Here is a 16700-nt window from a genome sequence, read left to right as displayed (position 1 = left end):
AGGCCAGCGGCACGGCGACTAGAACGGCTCAAATTTTCAGGCCGCCGGATCGGTGGCCCTTCTTTCTATGAGGACGATGATGCAGGTCAAGGAAACGCAGAACGACGGTCTTCAGCGCGGGTATCAGTTCACGCTGCCCGCAGCAGACCTGGCCAAAGCCGTCGACGCCAAGCTGAAAGAAGCTCAGCCGGAAGTCGAGATGAAGGGCTTTCGCAAGGGCAAGGTGCCCATGGCGATGCTGAAGAAGCAGTTCGGCCCGCGCATCCTGGGCGAGGCCATGCAGGACGCCATCGACGGCGCGCTGAAGGACCACCTGGAGAAGTCGGGCGACCGCCCCGCCGCCCAGCCTAAGGTCGAGATGGAGAACGGCGAAACCTGGAAAGAGGGCAACGACGTCGTGGTCAACGTGACCTACGAGACGCTGCCTGCGATCCCCGAGGTCGACCTGACCGCGCTGTCGCTGGAAAAGCTGACCGTGCCCGCCGAAGACGCGGCCGTCACCGAAGCGCTGGAGAACCTGGCCAAGTCGTCGCAGTCCTTCGAGGACCGCAAGAAAGGTTCCAAGGCCAAGGACGGTGACCAGGTCACCATCGACTTCAAGGGTTTCGTCGACGGCGAGGCCTTCGAGGGCGGCGCGGCCGAGGACTATCCGCTGGTCCTGGGTTCGAACAGCTTCATCCCCGGCTTCGAGGACCAGCTGGTCGGCGTGAAGGCCGGTGACGAGGTCAAGGTCGAGGTGAAGTTCCCTGAGGAATACGGCGCACCGCATCTGGCCGGCAAGGACGCCACCTTCGAATGCACGGTCAAGGCGGTCAAGGCCCCGAAAGAGGCCGAGATCGACGACGAGCTGGCCAAGAAGTTCGGCGCCGACGACCTGGACGGTCTGAAGAAGCAGATCACCGAGCGTCTGGAGGCCGAGTATGCCGGCGCCGCCCGCGCCATCATGAAGCGTTCGCTGCTGGACCAGTTGGATGCGGCGGTCAAGTTCGACCTGCCCAAGTCGCTGGTCGAGGCCGAGGCCGCCCAGATCGCGCACCAGCTGTGGCACGAGGAGAACCCCGAGGTTCAGGGCCACAACCACGATGCCATCGAGCCGACCGAAGAGCACAAGACCCTGGCCGAGCGCCGCGTGCGTCTTGGCCTGCTGCTGGCCGAGATCGGCCAGAAGGCCGAGGTCACCGTGACCGACCAGGAGATGACCCAGGCCGTGCTGCGCGCCGCCCGTCAGTATCCGGGCCAGGAGCGTCAGTTCTTCGAGTTCATCCAGCAGAACCAGGCCGCCCAGCAGCAGCTGCGCGCGCCGATCTTCGAGGACAAGGTCGTCGACCTGATCGCCGAAAAGGCCAAGGTCGAAGAGAAGACCGTGACCAAGGCAGAGCTGGAAAAGGCCGTCGAGGCGCTGGACGAGCTGTGATTTCGGTCCACTGACCGCGCAGGGGCCGCATCTTCGGATGCGGCCCTTTTGCGTTCGGGGCTTGATGGACGGGTCGGGCGCGACTAGGTGATCGCCATGACGACAAGCCTTCACCTGATGAAACTGTGCGTGGGTGCCGAAGGCCCCGATGAGCTGGCTGCGTGGCAGACCCGGTTCGGGTCCGGCCCGGCGCGTCACGTAACGCGCATGTGGCCCAAGCGCGAGGCGGAGCTGCTGGAAGGCGGGTCGATCTTCTGGGTTTTCAAGGGCGTCATGATGGCCCGCCAGCGCATCCTGACCCTGGAACGGGTCGAGGGTGCCGACGGTATCCAGCGCTGCGGCATCGTGCTGGACCGCGACCTGGTTCGGGTTGCGGCCGTTCCGCGCCGTCCGTTCCAAGGCTGGCGTTATCTGGCCGCGGCGGATGCGCCACCGGACCTGCCCGCAGGCCGCGCGCTGGAGGAGGCCTTGCCCCCCGCCATCGCTGCCGCCTTGGCTGACATGGGCCTGCGGTGAGGCTTGACGGGACTGCGGCCAGCCGCTATCCGGACGAACGATGCGGGTGTAGCTCAATGGTAGAGCAGAAGCTTCCCAAGCTTACGACGAGGGTTCGATTCCCTTCACCCGCTCCACTTCCCGATCTGTATCTGATGCGTCATGGCGAGACGCTGTGGAACGTCGAAGGGCGCCTGCAGGGCCGCGGCGATTCCCCCTTGTCCGACCGCGGGATACGTCAGGCCGGATGGCTGGCGCATCTGACGCGCGGGATCGATGGCTTTTGCGTCTCCAGCCCGCTTGGACGGGCCGACCAGACGGCGCGGATCGTGTTTGGCGACAGGTTCCGGCATGATGCGCGCCTCTCCGAAATTTGCGTGGGTGAATTTGCGGGGCACCTGGAGCGCGATCTGCGCCGCAGCCATCCTGACCTGTTCCGCGGTGGCGATTTGGCGTGGTACGACCGCTGCCCGGGTGGCGAGGGGTTCGCCGCACTGGAGGTGCGGTGCTGCGCGTTCCTGATGGACCTGACCGGCCCCACGCTGGTCGTGACCCATGGCATCACCCTGCGCATGCTGCGCTGCCTTGCCTTGGGCCAAGCCCCCGCGCATCTGGCCCAGGGGGTGATTCACCAAGGCGGCATCCACGTGATCCGCAACGGTGCGGAAACCGTGACGCGCCACGCGGATGATGTCTGATCCGCCCTTGCCAAGCGGTACCCAAATCGGTTTTATGCGCGGCGAGCGTGGCCCGTTAGCTCAGTGGTAGAGCGTCCCGTTTACACCGGGCCGGTCGGGAGTTCGAATCTCTCACGGGCCACCATGCATCAATTCGGACATCACGACAGCATGGCCCTAAAATGGGACATTGGCACTATTCTATTGAAAAATGCCACATTGGCCATCGGAACTGAACTGATGGAAAATGGCGGAGAGGGTGGGATTCGAACCCACGGAACCCTTGCAGGCTCAACGGTTTTCGAGACCGCCCCGTTCGACCACTCCGGCACCTCTCCGCGCTTCTTGGTGTGGTGACGCGGAATTAGAGGGGTGGGGGTTGAAGCGCAAGAGGGTTTGGACGAAAAAATCCCGACCGTCGAAATTTTTCGCGAAAGGTGCGGGACATGCTGACCATTCTGGGATTGCTTGCCGTTCTGGCACCTCCCGCTCCGGCGGTGCCGCCGCCTGCGGACATCCATCTGGTGCAGATGCAGCAGGACCCGGCCGACCGCATGTGGCGCACCCTGGACCTAGCCGCGCTGATGCCGATCCTGCAGGAGGAGGCCGTGACCGAGGCCGCCCGGATGGAGGGCGAGGGGCTGATCGCCGGGGGCGGCTTGCCGTGGGCCCGTGTCGTCGCGCGAATCCACGACACCCCGCGGATGGAGGCGCTGTTCCGGGCGGGCGTCCGCGACGCCGCCGCGCGCATGGACCCGCAGCTGGTGGATCGCGCATTGGCCTTTCATGGGTCCGGCCTGGGCCAGCGGGTCATCCGCCTGGAGGGGTCCGCGCGGCGCGCCCTGCTGGAGGACGGGGTGGAGGATCAGGCCCGGGCGGACTTTGCCCGCGCCCTGCGCAACGGTGATCCGCGTGCGGAACAGATCGTCCAGCTGATCAACGGGGCGGACCTGATCGCGCCCAATGTCGCGGGTGGCCTGAACGCGGCCATCGCCTTTTCCCGCGGCTATGCCGAAGGGGGCGGGTTCGACATGGCTCCGGATCAGCAGCAGCTGATGGCCGATGCCTGGGCGCAGCGCGACCAGATCGAGGCGGAGGCGACGGTCTGGCTGCAGGGTTTCCTGATGCTGGCCTATGGCCCGCTGAGCGACGCCGAACTTGCGGATTATGCCCAGCACGCCGCATCGGCCGAGGGGCAGGCGCTGTCGCAGCTGCTGTTTGCGGGGTTCGACCGGGTTTTCGGACATACCTCATATGACATGGGCATGGCCGCGGCGCTTCGCGGTCAGGGACAGCAGCTTTGATCGTCGTCGTCGGCGCATTGGCGCAGCCGCAGCTGGGCGCGGTGCTGGGCCTTGACGGAACGCCCGTCGAGGTACCGGGTGTCCTGACCGGCGGCCACCGGGCGGGGGTCGTGCTTGACGGCTGGCCCGCGCTGCTGCCTGCGCCGGGGTCGGTCCCGGGGTTGGCCATACAGCCGACGCCGCAGCTGGATCGCTATGCCGCGGTGATGGGCCTGACGGTGCAGGAGGTGGGCGGGATGCAGGTCATGGGCATCGGACCCGGACCCGCCGCGGATCACGCCCCGATCGTCGACCGTGACGCGATCGCCGCCGAAATCGCAGTCCAGATCCTGCAGGCACCCGAAGGGACCGGGGCAGACCTGCTGGCATGGCGGCTGCCGATGATGGGGATCTGGGCGGGCAGCCGGCTGCGCGCCCGCGCATCGGCGCCGTCGGGGCAGGGCATCGTCTCGCAGCGTCCGGCCGATGCGTTGCGCGTTCAGCAGCGCAGTCAGCCGTTCCTGGGGTTCTTCGGGGTCGAGCGGCAGGTGCTGACCCATGCCCTGCATCAGGGCGGCGAGACCGCCCCCATGACCCGCGAGGCGTTCCTGTCGGGCGATGCTGCCGTCATGCTGCCTTGGGACCCTGTCCGCGACCGCGTTCTGGTGATCGAGCAGTTCCGCATGGCCCCCGCCCTTCGCGGCGATCCGCAGCCATGGCTGCTGGAGCCGGTCGCGGGTCGCGTGGACGCCGGTGAGACCCCCGAGGCCGCGATCCTGCGCGAGGCGCGGGAGGAAGCGGGGCTGCAGGTCACGCGGCTGATCCCGGCCTTCAACGCCTATCCCAGCCCCGGCGCGCTGTGCGAGTTTCTGTATCACTATGTCGGCATCGCGGACTTGCCGGACGGCTGCGCCGGTGTCCACGGGCTGGATTCCGAGGCGGAGGATATTCGCGGCCACCTGATGGACCGCGAAACGCTGTCCGCGCTGGTGGATGCGGGACAGATCGCCAATGGGCCGCTGGCCACCCTGTCCCTGTGGCTGGACGCGCGGCGGGACCGGCTGCGGGCGCAGGTCTGAGGGGCAGGGCGGGGTTGCCCCTCCAACCCGGGGGCGTATAGGTAAATGGAAACTCCTGCACCTGTGAACAAAGGGTCGATCGCCATGCGAATCTATTCTGATCTGGCCGACGCGATCGGCAACACCCCGTTGATCCGCCTGAACCGCGCCAGCGAGGAGACCGGCTGCGAGATCCTCGGCAAGGCCGAATTCATGAACCCCGGCCAGTCGGTCAAGGACCGCGCGGCGCTGTACATCATCAAGGATGCGGTCGCGCGCGGCGCGCTGCGCCCCGGCGGCACCATCGTCGAGGGGACGGCCGGCAATACCGGCATCGGCCTGGCCTTGGTCGGCGCATCGATGGGGTTCAAGTCGGTGATCGTCATCCCCGAGACCCAAAGCCAGGAAAAGAAGGACATGCTGCGGCTGGCCGGCGCGACCCTGGTCGAGGTTCCGGCCGCCCCCTACAAGAACCCCAACAACTATGTCCGATATTCCGGCCGTCTGGCCGAGGCGCTGGCGCGCACCGAGCCGAACGGGGCCATCTGGGCCAACCAGTTCGACAACGTGGCCAACCGCCAGGCCCATGTCGAGACGACCGGACCCGAGATCTGGAAGCAGACCGACGGCAAGGTCGACGGGTTCATCTGCGCGGTGGGCTCCGGCGGCACGCTGGCGGGCGTCGCGGACGCGCTGCAGCCCAAGGGCGTCAAGATCGGCCTTGCCGATCCCGAAGGCGCGGCCCTGCATTCGTTCTACACCACCGGAGAGTTCGACAGCCCCGGCAGTTCGATCACCGAAGGCATCGGCCAGGGCCGCATCACGGCCAACCTGGAGGGGTTCACCCCCGATTACAGCTGGCGCATCTCCGATGAGGAAGCGCTGCCCATCGTCTTCGACCTGCTGAAGGACGAGGGGCTGTGCCTGGGCGGATCGTCCGGCATCAACATCGCGGGCGCCATCCGCATGGCGCGCGAGATGGGGCCGGGCCATACGATCGTCACCATCCTGTGCGATTACGGAACCCGCTATCAGACAAAGCTGTTCAACCCCGACTTTCTGCGCGCCAAGGGCCTTCCCGTACCGGAATGGCTGACCCGTCCGGCGCCGGATCTGCCGCAGGTATACGAAGACTGAAAGGTTTCATGCGACATCTGATTGCAACGCTTCTGGTGGCGCTGCTGGCCCTGACAGCCGCGCCCGCCATCGCCCAATCCGTAAACTATGACACCTGGAACCAGGTTGCCGAACGCGCCGAGTCGCTGACCGCGAACCCCCAGGCCACCAACGAGGAGCTGGCCCGCACGCGGGCGCGGATCGTCGACTGGCGGGATCGGCTGCAGGAGGGTCAGAACGCCAACGGCGACCGCATCGCCACCCTGCGCAACCAGATCGAGGCCCTTGGCCCCGCGCCCGCAGAAGGCGCGACCGAGGACGAGGAGGTCGCAAACCGGCGGACCGAGCTGAACCAGCAGCTGTCCACCGCCCAGGCCCCCCGCATCGCCGCGACCGAGGCCACCAGCCGTGCAAACTCCATCATCGGCCAGATCGACGAGATCGTGCGGCAACGTCAGGCGCTGGAACTGGCCAAGCAGACGCCTTCTCCGGTGCTGCCCGCATCGTGGGCCGCGGCGGCGACGGACGGCCTTGCGCTGCTGGAGGGCGTCGGAGGAGAGGTGTCGGGCCAGGACGCGACGCCCGAAATCTGGGCCGACCTGCGTCCCCGGCTGCCCTATGTGGCGGGCTATCTAATCGCGGCGCTGCTGATCCTGACCTATGGCCGGGCATGGATCGTGGCGCTGCCCACCCGCCTGTCCAGCCGGGCGTCGGAATATTCCAAGGCGGTGCTGGCCTTCGTCGTGTCCCTGGGCCAGATCGCCGTGCCGATGGCGGGTGTCTATCTGGGCATCAGCGCCATCCAGGCCACCGGTCTGCCCGGACCCTGGACGACGCCCTTCCTGAACGCACTGCCGGTGGCGGCAGTGATCCTGTTCGGCGGGATCTGGATGGCCCGTGCGCTGTTTCCGCGCACCGCCATCGCCTATACCTCGCTGCAGATGACCGAGGAGGCCCGCGTCTCTGCAGGTCGCATGGTCCAGACGCTGGCCCTGCTGATGGCCATCCACCACATCCTGTCGCGCGCCATGCTGCCGCTGTCGGGCCTATATGAACAGGGCGAGGCGCAGGTCGGCCGTGTCCCCGTCCAGTTCGGAGAGGCCTCGGCCGGCGTCTGGCACCTTGTGCTGATCGTGCTGGCCGCGCTGGCGATGTTCCGGCTTGGCAACATCCTGCGGCGGCTGACGCGCGATGCCGTGACGCAGGACCTGTCCTATCGCCACTGGATCGCGGCTTGGGCTGGTCGCCTGACGCGCATCATCGCGCCGATCGCGGTGCTGCTGACGGCGGCCGGTTTCGTCAACCTGGGCAACCTTCTGGTCTGGCCGTGGCTGTTCTCGCTGGCGCTGGTGGGGCTGCTGATCCTGCTGCAGGACTTCACCGCCGACCTGTTCAACATGATGCAGCGCGGGGCCGAAGGCGCACGCGAGGGGCTGGCCCCGTTGCTGACCGGGTTCGGCCTGGTCCTGGCGTCGATCCCGATCTTCCTGATCATCTGGGGGTCGTCCGGCGCCGAGCTTGCCGAATACTGGGTCCGGTTCCGCCAGGGCATCAGCCTGGGCGGGGTGAACCTGTCGCCGGGTGCGATCCTGACCTTCCTGATCATCTTCGCCATCGGCTATGCGCTGACGCGCGGGGTGCAGGGGATGCTGCGCACCTCGATCCTGCCCAAGACACGGCTGGATGCGGGCGGGCAGAATGCCGTGGTGTCGGGCCTGGGCTATGTCGGGATCTTCCTGGCGGCGCTGTTGGCCATCACCTCGGCCGGGATCGACATGTCGTCCTTTGCGATCGTCGCGGGTGCGCTGTCGGTCGGTATCGGTTTCGGCCTGCAGAACATCGTGTCGAACTTCGTCAGCGGGATCATCCTGCTGATCGAGCGTCCGGTCAGCGTCGGCGACTGGATCAGCGCCGGCGGCCAGCAGGGCATCGTCAAGAAGATCTCGGTCCGCGCCACCTTGGTCGAGACCTTCGACAAGACCGAGGTGATTGTCCCGAACAGCGACCTGATCAGCCAGCCGGTGACCAACTGGACGCGTCACAACAAGGTCGGCCGGATCATCATCCCCGTCGGTGTTGCCTATGGCAGCGATACGAAGAAGGTCGAGAATGTCCTGCGCGAGATCGTCGAGGATCACCCGTTGGTCTCCATCGACCCGGCACCGGCGATCCTGTTCCGGGGCCTGGGGGCAGATGCCCTGAACTTCGAGATCCGGGCGATCCTGGCGGATGTCGGCACGGGGCTGGGCGTGACGTCGGACCTGCTGCACTCCATCGTCCAGCGCTTCGGCGCAGAGGGAATCGAGATCCCCTTCGCACAACGCGACATCTGGTTGCGCAACCCCGAAGCGCTGCCCGGTCAGTCGCACGGGCCGGCAGCGCGAAACGCGCAGCCGGGTGCCCTGACGGCACCCACGACCGTCAGCCCCGAACTGACCCGCGATGATGCCGATGAGGCGCCGGGCCTGCCGGACGACGGTGACAGCCGCTGATCGAGCCTCCGGGGCATGGGGCCAGGCGCCGCATGTCCCGGATCAGGCCGCCATCCGGTCAGATTGGACGTCGTTGTCACCGTCATCGGGCAACCCTTCGCGCGACAGCATCACGGCGACGCCCCGCAGCCAGGGGATATGGGCGCAGATGATCATCAGCGCGACCATGATCGGAACCGCCAGGAACATCCCCGGCACCCCCCAGATCGCCCCCCAGAAGGCAAGCGACAGGATGATGCCGAAACTGGACAGCCGCAGCGTCTGGCCCAGCAGCATCGGATCGATGATGTTTCCGATCAGGAACTGCGTGACCGCGCACAGCACGCCCACGATCACCGTGGCCGTCGGATCGCCGGTCAGCACGAAGGCCAGAAGGACCGCGATCAGCGTCGCGATGATCGACCCGACCGACGGGATGAAGTTCAGGACGAAGGTCAGAAGGGCCACCGCGGTGGCCAGCTCCAGCCCCATCGTCCAGAAGATCAGCCAGACGATCGAGGCCGTGACCGCGCTGACCCCGGTCTTGACCACCAGATAGCGGTTCACGCGGTGCATGATGGACGCGATGATGCGGCGGATCTGGCGCGCATGGTCGGCATCATTGGCCAAACGCTCGATCTTCAGCGGGAACCACACCTGTTCGGCGAACATGAATCCCACGAACAGGATCACCAGCACGCTGCCCGACAACAGCCCGGAGGCCTGTCCCGCCAACGACCGGATCCAGCCGGTGATGTTGAAGTTGGTCAGCGCCGTGATGATGCGTTCCTGTGCCTCGGGGCCAAGACGCTCGGTCAGGGCGGGCAGGGCGGCCTGCGCCCGTTCGGCATAGCTGATCGCCAGGAACACCACCTCGTTCACCTGCGCGACGATGGTGGTCGACACCCACAGCAGCCCAAGCGCGATCCCGATCAGCGCCAGCGTGGTTGCCAACCAGTTCGGCACCCGAAGCCGGGTCGAGATGGCATGAATCGCATCCGAAGTCAGCGAGAACAGGATGATCGCGATCGCCAGAGAGATCAGGATGAACTTGGCCTGCACCAGCATGAACATCAGCAGCGAGAATGCGATCAGCCCCAGAAACCCGGTCTGCAGGCGCTCTCTCAGCACGGTCTCGTTCGAATGGTCCAAATGACGCCCCTGCGGATCGGAAAAACCCGACCCCGGCGGCCGGGGTCGGGTCGATGATGTCAGTCCTGCGCGGGCGCGGTCTGGCCGGGATCGCCCTCGTCCAGGTCGACCGCGTCGCCCTGTTCGGCAATCCGCGCGACCGAGACGACGACCTCTCCGGCGGCTGTGTTGAAGACCCGCACCCCGCCCGCGCTGCGCGAGCGGAAGCTGATGCCCTGCACCGGAACCCGGATCGACTGTCCGGTCGATGTCGCCAGCATGATCTGGTCAAAGCTTTCGACCGGGAAGCTGGCGACCAGCGGGCCGCCCCGCATGGCGCGGTCCATGGCCATCACGCCCTGGCCCCCACGGCCACGGACCGGATAGTCGTGGCTGCTGCTGATCTTGCCCGATCCCTTGGCGGTGATGGTCAGGATCAGATCCTCGGCCGCCGACATTTCGATGTAGCGTTCCTGGGTGACGGTGCCCTCGGGGGTGTCGTCATCCTCGTCCGCTTCGGCGCCGTCGTCCAACGCACCGGCGACCGCACGGCGCATCTTCAGATAGGCCACGCGTTCGGACGGGTCCGCCTCGAAATGGCGAATGACCGACATGCTGACGACCTTGTCGCCCTCGGCCAGACGGATGCCCCTGACGCCGGTGGAATCGCGGCCCTTGAAGACCCGCACCGCCGTGGTCGGGAAGCGGATCGCGCGACCCTGCGCGGTCACCAGCATCACGTCATCCTGCTCGGTCGCCATCCGCACGTTCACCAGCGTGACGCCCTCGGGCAGCTTCATCGCGATCTTGCCGTTCGCGCGCACGCTGCCGAAATCGGACAGCGCGTTGCGACGCACGTCGCCGTCATCCGTGGCAAAGACCACCTGATAGTTGTCCCATTCCGTTTCCGGCGCATCCATCGGCAACAGCGCCGCGATGCTGACGCCCGCGCCGATGGGCAGGATGTTGACCATCGCCTTGCCCTTGGAGGTGCGGCCCGCCAGCGGCAGGCGCCAGGTCTTCATCCGATAGACCATGCCGTCGGTGGTGAAGAACAGCAGCTCGGTATGGGTGTTGGCCACGAACAGCGTGGTGACCACGTCGTCTTCCTTGGTGGCCATGCTGGACAGACCCTTGCCGCCGCGCCGCTGCGCGCGGAATTCGGCCAGCGCGGTCCGCTTGATGTAGCCGCCAGAGGTGATGGTGACGACCATGTCCTCGCGCTCGATCAGGTCCTCGTCCATCATGTCGCCGGACCAGTCGACGATCTCGGTGCGGCGCGGCACGGCGAACAGATTGCGGACCTCGCGCAGCTCGTCCGCGATGATCGCCATGATCCGTTCGCGCGACGCCAAGATGGCAAGATAATCGCGGATGCTGTCGGCCAGCGACTGCAGCTCGTCCGTGATCTCCTTGACGCCCAGCTGGGTCAGACGCTGCAGGCGCAGCTCCAAGATGGCACGGGCCTGCGTCTCCGACAGGTTGTAGGTCCCGTCCTCGTTCACCGGATGCAGCGGATCGTCGATCAGGCGCAGGTATTCGACGATGTCATGGGCGGGCCAGCGCCGCTCCATCAGCTTCTCGCGGGCCTCGGCGGCATCGGCGCTGCCGCGGATGGTGGCCACGACCTCGTCGACATTGCTGACCGCGACGGCCAGGCCGCACAGGACATGGCTGCGTTCACGGGCGCGGCGCAGCTCGTAGGCGGTGCGGCGGGCGACGACCTCCTCGCGGAAGCTGATGAAGTAGGTCAGAAAGTCGCGCAGCGCCAGCTGTTCGGGCTTGCCGCCGTTCAGCGCCAGCATGTTGCAGCCAAAAGTCGTCTGCAGCTGGGTAAAGCGGAACAGCTGGTTCAGCACTACGTCTGGCGTTGCGTCGCGCTTCAGTTCGACCACGACGCGCACGCCGTGGCGGTCGGATTCGTCCTGGACGGTGGCGATGCCCTCGACCTTCTTCTCCTTGGCCAGTTCGGCGATCCGCTCGATCAGGGTCGATTTGTTCACCTGATACGGGATCTCGTCGATGACGATGGCAAAGCGGTCCTTGCGCGGTTCCTCGATATGGGTCTTAGCGCGGATCATGACGCTGCCGCGACCTTCCAGATAGGCCTTGCGCGCCCCGGACCGGCCCAGGATCGTGGCGCCCGTGGGAAAATCGGGGCCCGGGATGATTTCCAGCAGGCGCTCGGTGGGCAGGTCGGGATCGGCGATCAGCTCCAGCGTGGCATCGATGACCTCGCCCAGGTTGTGCGGCGGGATGTTGGTCGCCATGCCGACGGCGATGCCGCCCGCGCCGTTGACCAGCATGTTCGGGAACCGGGCCGGCAGCACGGTCGGCTCGCGGTCCTTGCCGTCATAGTTGTCCTGGAAATCGACGGTGTCCTTGTCGATGTCCATCAGCAGGAAGTTGGCGGGCTTGTCCATCCGCACCTCGGTATAGCGCATGGCCGCGGCCGGATCGCCGTCCATCGACCCGAAGTTGCCCTGACCGTCCAGCAGTGGCAGCGACATCGAGAACGTCTGCGCCATCCGCACCAGCGCGTCATAGATCGCGCTGTCGCCATGGGGGTGATACTTGCCCATCACGTCGCCCACGGACCGCGCGGACTTGCGATAGGGCTTATCGGCGGTGTTGCCGCTTTCGTCCATCGCATAGAGGATGCGGCGGTGAACCGGCTTCAGACCGTCGCGCAGGTCGGGGATCGCCCGACTGACGATCACCGACATGGCATAGTCCAGATACGAGGTCCGCATCTCGGCGCTGATGTCGATCATGGGGCCGTCGTGATGCATCACCACGCGGCCCGCGGCACCGTCTTCGGGGGTTTCGGGCAGATCGTCTTCTGGGGTGTCGGCCACGGGTATTCCTCAACATCTAGTTGGGGTTCGGTATAGCCGAGCCTGCCGCAGGGGGCAATCGCGCCCCGCCCCCAAGGTCAGGAAATCACGCCTTGCGGGGGTCTCAGGCGCCTTTGCGGGCGGCCACTGCCCACAGGCCCGCCAGACCCGCCGACAGGATCGCGTTCCAGCCCGCCATGGATACGCCCATGAACTGCCACGCGATCTCGTCGCAGCGGACCACTGGGGCGGATTGCAGGCGGGCCATCAGGTCCTGGGTGGTCATCCGCGACAGATCGCCCACGCCGCCCGAACAATGCGCCGGTCCGGCCCACCATGTCATTTCGACCCCGACGTGATAGATCGCAAGCCCCATCGCCGCACCCGCCGCGATCATTCCCAGAACCGCCAGCGCCCGCACCCGGCCGGTCAGCCAGATCAGTGCCGCGATGCCAGCCGCCGCCACATGCGGCCAGCGCTGCAGGATGCACAGCTCGCACGGGGCATAGCCCGCCGCCTGGAAGCCAAGCGCCGCGATCAGCAGCAGCGCGGACCCCGCGCCCGCCAGAAGGGAAAGCCTGATGCCCGTCACAGGTACCTCACCGCCGCAAAGCCGCCGATCAGGCAGGCCATGAAGATGGAGAACATCAGCCCAAGCCGACGTTCGATGAAATCGCGAATCGGCGGACCAAACCGCCACAGCAGCCCGGCCACGACATAGAACCGCCCCGCGCGGCCGATGATGCTGGTCAGCACGAACAGGGGCAACGAAAAGCCCACGGCGCCGGAAAAGATGGTGATGACCTTGAACGGAAACGGCGTCAGCGCCGCGACCAGCACCGCCCAACCGCCGAACTCGGCAAAGCGCGCGGCCAGGTCGTCGAACGCGGCCTCCTTGCCGTACATGGTCAGAACCCACATGCCGACGCTGTCCATCAGGATCGCGCCGATCGCGTATCCCAGCAGCGCGCCCAGAACCGACCCCGCCGTGGCGATGAAGGCAATGGCCCAGGCCCGCGCCCGCTGCGCCAGCACCATCGGGATCATCAGCACGTCGGGCGGGATCGGAAAGACCGAACTTTCGATGAAGCTGACCGTGAACAGCGACGCGTTCGCGTGGCGATGCGACGCCAGCCCCATGGTCCAGTCGTATAGCCTGCGCAGCATGTCCGCCCCTTTGTCGCGTGCCCCGTGCATCCCCCCGCAGGGCCGTCGCGTCAAGCGCCTTGCACGCCCGTCGCGGCGCTGTGATGGTCGGCGGGAACCCCCGGCGGGGCGGGGCGTTCGGGGCGACAGCCAGCAGGGGGACCAGGGCATGCAGTGGCGCGGACGACGGGGCAGCGGAAATGTCGAGGATCGGCGGGGCATGGGCCGTGCCGGGGTCGGCGGATTGGGCGTGGCGGGCACGCTGGTGGTGCTGGCGGTCGGCTATTTCTTCGGGATCGACGTGACGCCGCTGGTCCAGGGCCTGGATCAGGGCGGCGGGCAGCCCACCGAACTGAGCCAGCGCGACCAGGAATGGGGCGAATTCGTCAGCGTGGTTCTGGCCGACACCGAAGAGGTCTGGCAGCCCGTGCTGCAGCAGCAGGCGGGCGTCGCCTATCAGGATCCGACCCTGGTCCTGTTCAGCGGCGTGGTGCAGTCGGCCTGCGGTGGTGCGTCGTCGGCCATGGGTCCGTTCTACTGCCCCGGCGATCAGCGCGTCTATCTGGACACCGACTTCTTCGACATGATGGCGGATCGCATGGGTGCGGGGGGCGATTTCGCCGCAGCCTATGTCATTGCGCACGAGGTGGGGCATCACGTCCAGAACCTGACCGGCACCCTTGGCGCCGCACAGCAGCCGGGTCTTTCGGAAACGCAGGCCAACCAGTTGTCCGTCGCGACCGAGCTGCAGGCCGACTGCTATGCCGGCATCTGGGCGCGCCAGGCGCAGGAACGTTTCGGCACCCTGGACGTTGGCGATCTGGACGAGGCGATGCGCGCAGCAGAGGCCGTCGGCGATGACGTGATCCAGGCCAGTGCGGGCCGGACCCCCATGCCCGACAGCTTCACACACGGAAGCGCGGCGCAGCGTCAAGAATGGCTGATGCGCGGGTTCGACTCGGGCGACATGAGACAATGTGACACATTCGGTGCCGGGGCCCTGTGATCCCGACACTTTACAGACCGGAGGAAATGATGACCCTGATCCTGACTTTCGCGGGCCTTCTGACCGCTTTCGCCATCACCTTGGCCCTGGGTGCGCCCAAGCCCCGTCCGGTCGCCATTCGCGATCGCGACTGACCGTCAGCGGGGCAGGCGGTGCGGGCGTTGGTCCTGCGTGGCCCAGTCCGGCCACCAGCCCAGCTTTTCCAGCGCCAGCAGCGCAAGCCCGATCGCGATCACGGCGATCACCAGCTTGACCATCTTGGCACTGGGAGGGTTGCGCGCCCATTTTGCCGCACGCAGCAGCCATATCATGTTCATCGCGCGTCCTGCCTGTTAAATCGGTGCCGAATCGAAACAGACGCCGCGACGAAACTCAAGAGCGATAGCCCGTGCCGAACCACCGCGACAGCCGCAACCTTCCCTACAGTGCCCGCCAGATGTACGATCTGGTGGCCGATATCGAAAGCTATCCGCAGTTCCTGCCTTGGAACAGTGCGGCCCGCATCCGGACGCGCACCACCCGCCCCGACGGCGCGGAGGAGATCGCCGCCGATCTGGTCATCAGCTTCAAGGTCTTTCGGGAACGCTTTGGAAGCCGGGTCGTCCTGTGGCCCGAACAGGACGGCGTCTGGAAGATCGACACGGAATATCTGGACGGCCCGTTCAAGTACATGCGCAGCGGCTGGTCCTTCAAGGATCGCCCGGAAGGGGGCTGTCATGTCGAGTTCTTCGTGGATTTCGAATTCAAGAATGCGATCCTTCAGCGCCTGATCGGCGTCGTCTTCCACGAGGCGATGTCCCGCATCGTCCGCGCCTTCGAGGATCGAGCCCGCAAGCTGTATGGATGACAAGGAAAAAGGCCGCCCGGCGGGGCGGCCTTCGTCGTTCAGCTCAGCGCCGCTTTCAGCGCATCTGCCTTGTCGGTGCGTTCCCAGCTGAACGCGGTCGCCCCGTTCAGCGCATAGGGTTCGCGACCGAAATGGCCATAGCTGGCCGTCGGGCGATAGATCGGATGCAGCAGGTCCAGTTCGCGGATGATCGCGAACGGGCGCAGGTCGAACACCTCGCGCACAGCCGCGACGATCCGGTCGACCAGCACGGTTTCGGTCCCGAAGCAGTTCAGGCTGATCGAGGTGGGCTCGGCCACGCCGATCGCATAGCTGACCTGGATCTCGCAGCGCTTGGCCAGACCGGCCGCCACGATGTTCTTGGCAACCCAACGGCCGGCATAGGCCGCCGAGCGGTCGACCTTGGACGGATCCTTGCCCGAGAACGCACCGCCGCCATGACGGGCCATGCCGCCATAGCTGTCGACGATGATCTTGCGCCCGGTCAGGCCGCAATCGCCGACGGGACCGCCGATGACGAACTTGCCGGTGGGGTTGATGAAGAACTTGGTCCCGTCCGACAGCCATTCCGCAGGCAGGACCGGGCGGATGATCTCCTCGATCACCGCCTCGCGCAGGTCGGCCAGGCTGATCTCGGGGTTGTGCTGGGTGGACAGCACGACCGCGTCGATCCCCTCGGGGCGGCCGTCGGCGTCATAACGCAGCGTCAGCTGCGATTTGGCATCCGGGCGCAGCCAAGGCAGAGTGCCGTCGCGCCGCACCGCCGCCTGGCGTTCGACCAGACGATGGGCATAGGTGATCGCGGCGGGCATCAGCACGTCGGTTTCGTCGCTGGCATAGCCGAACATCAGGCCCTGGTCGCCTGCGCCCTGCTCCTCCAAGCTGGCGCGGTCGACGCCCTGGTTGATCTCGGGCGACTGCTTGCCGATGATGTTGATGACCGAGCAGGTCGCCCCGTCAAACCCCACATCCGACGAATTATAGCCGATGTCGGTGATCACCCCGCGCACGATGGATTCCAGATCCACCCAGGCACTGGTGGTGATCTCTCCCGAGATGATGGCGACGCCGGTCTTGACCATGGTCTCGCACGCAACGCGGGCGCGCGCGTCCTCGGCCAGGATGGCGTCCAGGATCGCGTCCGAAATCTGGTCGGCGATCTTGTCGGGATGGCCCTCGGACACGGATTCCGAGGTAAAGGTCGAATACTCTGTCATGA

15 protein-coding genes and 3 tRNA genes are annotated in these 16700 nt (G+C 66.4%); 11 read left to right on the top strand and 7 right to left on the bottom strand.

From position 1 onward, the window contains the following. Window positions 1-79: 79 nt before the first annotated feature. The 5 genes from tig (at window position 80) to PRL19_RS13010 (ending at window position 2731) form a co-directional block, all read left to right on the top strand. Window positions 80-1414: a trigger factor gene (gene tig / locus PRL19_RS13030; RefSeq protein WP_045980797.1), complete on the top strand. Its 1335-nt coding sequence runs from the start codon at window positions 80-82 to the stop codon at window positions 1412-1414. A gap of 96 nt (window positions 1415-1510) precedes the next feature. Continuing rightward, window positions 1511-1930: a DUF1489 family protein gene (locus PRL19_RS13025; protein WP_045980796.1), complete on the top strand. Its 420-nt coding sequence runs from the start codon at window positions 1511-1513 to the stop codon at window positions 1928-1930. A gap of 42 nt (window positions 1931-1972) precedes the next feature. Beyond that, a tRNA-Gly gene (locus PRL19_RS13020) sits at window positions 1973-2046 on the top strand. Window positions 2047-2064: 18 nt separating this feature from the next. Next, window positions 2065-2607 carry a histidine phosphatase family protein gene (locus tag PRL19_RS13015; protein WP_273743218.1) on the top strand — a complete coding sequence of 181 codons (543 nt, stop codon included), beginning with the start codon at window positions 2065-2067 and terminating at the stop codon, window positions 2605-2607. A gap of 49 nt (window positions 2608-2656) precedes the next feature. Further along, window positions 2657-2731, top strand: a tRNA-Val gene (locus PRL19_RS13010). A gap of 103 nt (window positions 2732-2834) precedes the next feature. Here the strand turns inward: PRL19_RS13010 and PRL19_RS13005 are convergent. Then, window positions 2835-2924: transfer RNA gene (locus tag PRL19_RS13005), tRNA-Ser, on the bottom strand. A 108-nt stretch (window positions 2925-3032) separates the two neighbouring features. Here PRL19_RS13005 and PRL19_RS13000 point away from each other — a divergent pair. The 4 genes from PRL19_RS13000 to PRL19_RS12985 all read left to right on the top strand — a co-directional run bounded on the left by PRL19_RS13000 (window position 3033) and on the right by PRL19_RS12985 (window position 8535). Further along, the gene (locus PRL19_RS13000) at window positions 3033-3890 is read left to right on the top strand and encodes a hypothetical protein (protein WP_273743217.1); all 858 of its coding nucleotides are present in this window, start codon (window positions 3033-3035) and stop codon (window positions 3888-3890) included. Beyond that, window positions 3887-4948: an NUDIX domain-containing protein gene (locus tag PRL19_RS12995; protein WP_273743216.1), complete on the top strand. Its 1062-nt coding sequence runs from the start codon at window positions 3887-3889 to the stop codon at window positions 4946-4948. The genes PRL19_RS13000 and PRL19_RS12995 overlap by 4 nt, the downstream gene beginning before the upstream one ends. Before the next feature lie 84 nt (window positions 4949-5032). Beyond that, window positions 5033-6064, top strand: a complete 1032-nt coding sequence (locus PRL19_RS12990) for a cysteine synthase A (RefSeq protein WP_273743215.1) — start codon at window positions 5033-5035, stop codon at window positions 6062-6064. Window positions 6065-6072: 8 nt separating this feature from the next. Continuing rightward, the gene (locus PRL19_RS12985) at window positions 6073-8535 is read left to right on the top strand and encodes a DUF3772 domain-containing protein (protein WP_273743214.1); all 2463 of its coding nucleotides are present in this window, start codon (window positions 6073-6075) and stop codon (window positions 8533-8535) included. A gap of 42 nt (window positions 8536-8577) precedes the next feature. Here the strand turns inward: PRL19_RS12985 and PRL19_RS12980 are convergent, their stop codons facing one another. The 4 genes from PRL19_RS12980 to PRL19_RS12965 all read right to left on the bottom strand — a co-directional run bounded on the left by PRL19_RS12980 (window position 8578) and on the right by PRL19_RS12965 (window position 13649). Then, window positions 8578-9666 (bottom strand): AI-2E family transporter, encoded by a 1089-nt coding sequence (locus PRL19_RS12980; RefSeq protein ID WP_084697130.1) that lies wholly within the window; start codon window positions 9664-9666, stop codon window positions 8578-8580. Between the two features lie 59 nt (window positions 9667-9725). Beyond that, on the bottom strand, window positions 9726-12503 hold the full coding sequence (gene gyrA / locus PRL19_RS12975) for a DNA gyrase subunit A (protein WP_371927532.1): 2778 nt from the start codon (window positions 12501-12503) through the stop codon (window positions 9726-9728). 103 nt (window positions 12504-12606) lie between these two features. Continuing rightward, window positions 12607-13074, bottom strand: coding sequence for a disulfide bond formation protein B (locus PRL19_RS12970; protein ID WP_045980734.1), 468 nt, complete (start codon window positions 13072-13074; stop codon window positions 12607-12609). After that, window positions 13071-13649: a YqaA family protein gene (locus PRL19_RS12965; RefSeq protein ID WP_139598592.1), complete on the bottom strand. Its 579-nt coding sequence runs from the start codon at window positions 13647-13649 to the stop codon at window positions 13071-13073. The genes PRL19_RS12970 and PRL19_RS12965 overlap by 4 nt, the downstream gene beginning before the upstream one ends. A gap of 148 nt (window positions 13650-13797) precedes the next feature. Between PRL19_RS12965 and ypfJ the strand changes: the two genes are divergently transcribed. Further along, window positions 13798-14634, top strand: a complete 837-nt coding sequence (gene ypfJ, locus PRL19_RS12960) for a KPN_02809 family neutral zinc metallopeptidase (RefSeq protein ID WP_045980732.1) — start codon at window positions 13798-13800, stop codon at window positions 14632-14634. A gap of 137 nt (window positions 14635-14771) precedes the next feature. On the opposite strand, the gene PRL19_RS12955 is transcribed toward ypfJ, so the two are convergent. Then, a complete protein-coding gene (locus PRL19_RS12955) occupies window positions 14772-14951 on the bottom strand; it encodes a hypothetical protein (RefSeq protein WP_127898487.1) in 180 nt (59 codons plus the stop codon). Between the two features lie 71 nt (window positions 14952-15022). Here PRL19_RS12955 and PRL19_RS12950 point away from each other — a divergent pair, with 71 nt between their 5' ends. Beyond that, on the top strand, window positions 15023-15481 hold the full coding sequence (locus tag PRL19_RS12950) for a type II toxin-antitoxin system RatA family toxin (RefSeq protein ID WP_045999186.1): 459 nt from the start codon (window positions 15023-15025) through the stop codon (window positions 15479-15481). A 38-nt stretch (window positions 15482-15519) separates the two neighbouring features. On the opposite strand, the gene metK is transcribed toward PRL19_RS12950, so the two are convergent. Next, a complete protein-coding gene (gene metK / locus PRL19_RS12945; protein WP_273743213.1) occupies window positions 15520-16698 on the bottom strand; it encodes a methionine adenosyltransferase in 1179 nt (392 codons plus the stop codon). Window positions 16699-16700 lie beyond the last annotated feature (2 nt).

Source organism: Paracoccus marcusii (genome assembly GCF_028621715.1).
In the GTDB taxonomy this organism is placed as follows: domain Bacteria; phylum Pseudomonadota; class Alphaproteobacteria; order Rhodobacterales; family Rhodobacteraceae; genus Paracoccus; species Paracoccus marcusii.
This window is presented reverse-complemented; position numbering and strand designations above follow the sequence as displayed.